This window comes from Hymenobacter agri (assembly GCF_054778495.1).
The window spans coordinates 1-3217 of the sequence record NZ_BAAGZM010000499.1; the positions used below are offsets into that span (position 1 = coordinate 1).

The following is a 3217-nucleotide window of genomic DNA, read 5'->3' on the forward strand; positions in this document are numbered from 1 at the left end:
GTGAGCTGGGCCACCGGGTCGGGCACGGCCACGTCGGCTTTGTGGCAGGCGGTGGCCAGTAGCGCGGCGGCCAGCAGGCCCAGCCCCGAAAGTTTGCGAGATAGAGTGAACATAAGCAGCCAGCAGTAAGGTGAAATAACCGCCGCCCCGCGGGGCGGCCCTTACCCCGCTGACCGGCCCGCCCCGCCGATGGTTGCACCAACCCAACGGCGCCAATCATTTTAGCACCCTAAAGCCGGCAAACCGCCGCGCCGGCTAGGCTGCCAACGGCAGCGCCTTGCGGCTGTACCGCTCGCGGTAGGCCAGCGGCGACATGCCCGTGAGGCGCTTGAATAGCGCACGAAAGGCCTTGGCGTCGGTGTAGCCCACCGAGTACATCACCTCGTTCACGTTTTCCTGCGAGGTTTCGAGGCTCATCTTGGCAGCCTCGATTTTGACGCGCTGCACGTATTCGGCCACCGTATTGCTGGTGGCTTTCTTGAAGCGGCGCTCGAAGTTGCGGCGGCTCAGGCAGCTCAGGTCTGCCAGGTCCTCCACCGAGAGCTTGCCGGCGAAATGCTGCTCGATGAACTCCTGGGTCTTTTTGATGGGCGCGTCGTCGTGGTCTTTCTGGCCCCGGAAAATGACGAACGGCGACTGGCTGCGGCGGCCAATATCAATTTGAAATACCTTGGCGCAGCACACGGCCATGTCGCGGCTCACGTATTTCTCCACCAGATACAACACCAGATTGAGGTAGGAATAGGCCCCGCCGCTGCTGTAGATGCCCTGCTCGTCGGTAATAACCTGCTCGGCTACGAGGTGCACGGCCGGATACATGGCCGCGAACTGCGGCGCACCCAGCCAGTGCGTGGCGCATTGCCGGCCGTCCATGAGGCCGGTGGCGGCCAGCAGAAACGCGCCCAGGCACAGGCTGGCCACCTCGGCCCCGCGCGCATGCTGGGCGGCAATCCAGTTGATGAGGTCCTGATTCAGGGCCACAGCCTCGGCCAGGTCGCCGTGCGGGGCAGGAATGATGATGAGGTCGGTGCGGAACTCCTCGGCGATGGTGCGGTGGGCGTGCAGCGTAAACAGGCCGCGGTTGAAGGTTCTGTCGCGGGTGAGGCCTACCAGCTCGATATGAAAGGCCGGCGGCTGGCCCGCGCCCGCCAGCAGGTCGTTCACCTGGCTCAGCACTTTGTGCGGCCCTTCAATGCTGCCCACCACTGCATCGCCGGCCGGCACCAGAATAGATACGTGCTTCATGCCCCAAATGTAGGCAATGCACTGGCGCATTTCACCCTGCATTTGGGCACAATTGCCCCTTTGCACCCCCGCCTTTTGCTAATACATTTGCTAAACCAGTTAGGCAATCATATTTTTAGCATTCGCCCCGCTGAATCCATCTTTTTCACCACCAAAATTTTCGCCATGCAGCCCCGCACCACCGCCCGCCTCTATTGGACGCTCACCATTCTTTTCTGCCTGATGATGCTGGCCGACGGCGTGGCCGGCCTGCTGCACGAGCCCACCGGCGTGGCCGCCATGAAGCAGCTCGGCTACCCGGTGTTCATCATGGACATCACGGGGGCGGTCAAAATTCTGGGCGCTTCGGCCCTGCTGCAAAACCGCTACCGCACTCTTAAGGAATGGGCCTTCGCGGGCTTCGTGTTCGATTTCATCGGCGCGGCCGCCTCGGTGCTGTTTGCCGGCATGGGCCTGGTGGCCACGCTGCCGGCGCTGGTGATGCTGGCGGTGGTATTCGGCATTTATTTCCTCTGGAAACGCTACCTCAGCAGCCGCCCGCAAACGCCCGACGCTTCGGCAGCAGAGGCGGCAGCAGTGTCGCTGGCCACGGCCGGGCGATAATGGAAATGCGCATAAAAACTCTCATGATGAGTGCAAGCGAGGCCTATCTACCGCTTCGTTTGCCAAGGCAGTACTTATTGATTAGTGCTGCACGCAAGATGCTTCACTGCGCTCTGCATGACGTTTTTTCTTTTCCCAATTCATTCAATTCCATTCACAAACTCCCAAATCCTCCCATTCCCATGGCCCACCTCAGCCCCCACATTGCCTATCCCGGCACCTGTCGCGAGGCCCTCGCCTTCTATCAAAGCTGCCTCGGCGGCGAGCTCCAGCTGATGCGCGTGCGCGATACTGCCATGTGCGACCAGATGCCCGCCGACGCCCAGGACAAGATTATGCACGGCACGCTAACCACCGGCTCGTTCGTGCTCATGGCCTGCGACGCCCTGGACCCGCGACAGTCGTTCGCGCCCGGCAACAACATTGCCATGTGCCTGAACTGCAGCAGCGACGAAGAAATAAACACGCTGTTTGCCAGGCTGGGCGAGGGCGGCACCGTGGTCGACCCGCTGGCCGATATGTTCTGGGGCGGGAAGTACGGCACGCTCATCGACCGATTTGGCACGGAGTGGATGTTCAATTTTGGCCAGGCTGCCGGCGCGTAATCACCGCCGCCAGTCATTCCCCCAACGGCCATGAGCAAAGTAATTGTCGCCGAATATCTCACCCTCGACGGTGTGATGGAACACCCGGCCTGGACCGCGCCCTACTTCAACGACGAACTGGGCGAATTCCAGGGCGAGCTGATGGCGAACTGCGACGCCCTGCTACTGGGTCGCGTCACCTACGAGGCCTTTGCCGGCGCCTGGCCCAACATGCCCGATGCTCCCGGCGCTGCCCGCATGAACAGCCTACCCAAGTACGTGGCCTCGCGCACCTTGCACACCGCCGGGTGGAACGCCAGCATCATCGCGGGCGACGTGGCCGCTGAAGTGGCGCGCCTCAAGCAGGAGCCCGGCCAGAACCTGCTCATCTACGGCAGCGGAGAGCTGGTGGAATACCTGCGCCAGCACGGCCTGATTGACGAATACCGCTTGATGATTTTCCCGGTGGTGCTGGGCGGCGGGAGGCGGCTTTTCGCCGAAGCGCCGACGAATTTCCGGCTGAAATCGTCACACGTCACCAGTACAGGCGTGTTGGTGCTCACCTACCAACCGGCCGACGCCTGATTTTTTATGGACTTGAAACTGGAACTGATTCCCGTGCCGGTGGCCAATATTGACCGCGCCAAAGCCTTTTATTCGGCTCAAGTCGGCTTTCGGCTCGACCACGATGTGCGGCCCGGCCCCGGCGTGCGCGTGGTGCAGCTCACGCCGCCCGGCTCGGGCTGCTCCATTGTGCTGGCCGAAGGCCTAGCGGGCTTGGCCAT

The 3217-nt window shown here is 62.1% G+C and carries 5 protein-coding genes; 4 read left to right on the top strand and 1 reads right to left on the bottom strand.

Going from position 1 to position 3217, the window contains the following annotated elements; all coding sequences use genetic code 11:
• Positions 1 to 255 precede the first annotated feature (255 nt).
• Positions 256 to 1245 carry a GlxA family transcriptional regulator gene (locus ACYVDE_RS18315; RefSeq protein WP_460502996.1) on the bottom strand — a complete coding sequence of 330 codons (990 nt, stop codon included), beginning with the start codon at positions 1243 to 1245 and terminating at the stop codon, positions 256 to 258.
• Between the two features lie 165 nt (positions 1246 to 1410).
• Between ACYVDE_RS18315 and ACYVDE_RS18320 the strand changes: the two genes are divergently transcribed.
• The 4 genes from ACYVDE_RS18320 to ACYVDE_RS18335 all read left to right on the top strand — a co-directional run.
• Positions 1411 to 1848 (top strand): DoxX family protein, encoded by a 438-nt coding sequence (locus ACYVDE_RS18320; RefSeq protein ID WP_460502997.1) that lies wholly within the window; start codon positions 1411 to 1413, stop codon positions 1846 to 1848.
• Positions 1849 to 2030: 182 nt separating this feature from the next.
• A complete protein-coding gene (locus tag ACYVDE_RS18325) occupies positions 2031 to 2453 on the top strand; it encodes a VOC family protein (protein ID WP_460502998.1) in 423 nt (140 codons plus the stop codon).
• Between the two features lie 30 nt (positions 2454 to 2483).
• Positions 2484 to 3017 (top strand): dihydrofolate reductase family protein, encoded by a 534-nt coding sequence (locus ACYVDE_RS18330; RefSeq protein WP_460502999.1) that lies wholly within the window; start codon positions 2484 to 2486, stop codon positions 3015 to 3017.
• A 6-nt stretch (positions 3018 to 3023) separates the two neighbouring features.
• Positions 3024 to 3217, top strand: a 194-nt coding sequence (locus ACYVDE_RS18335; protein ID WP_460503000.1) for a VOC family protein, incomplete at its 3' end; no start/stop codon positions are given.

What these genes read in the sequence shown, in the direction of transcription:
- ACYVDE_RS18330 (WP_460502999.1), top strand. Translation starts at nt 2,484, where the DNA reads ATGAGCAAAGTAATTGTCGCCGAATATCTCACCCTCGACGGTGTGATG.
- ACYVDE_RS18315 (WP_460502996.1), bottom strand. Translation starts at nt 1,245, where the DNA reads ATGAAGCACGTATCTATTCTGGTGCCGGCCGGCGATGCAGTGGTGGGC.
- ACYVDE_RS18325 (WP_460502998.1), top strand. Translation starts at nt 2,031, where the DNA reads ATGGCCCACCTCAGCCCCCACATTGCCTATCCCGGCACCTGTCGCGAG.
- ACYVDE_RS18320 (WP_460502997.1), top strand. Translation starts at nt 1,411, where the DNA reads ATGCAGCCCCGCACCACCGCCCGCCTCTATTGGACGCTCACCATTCTT.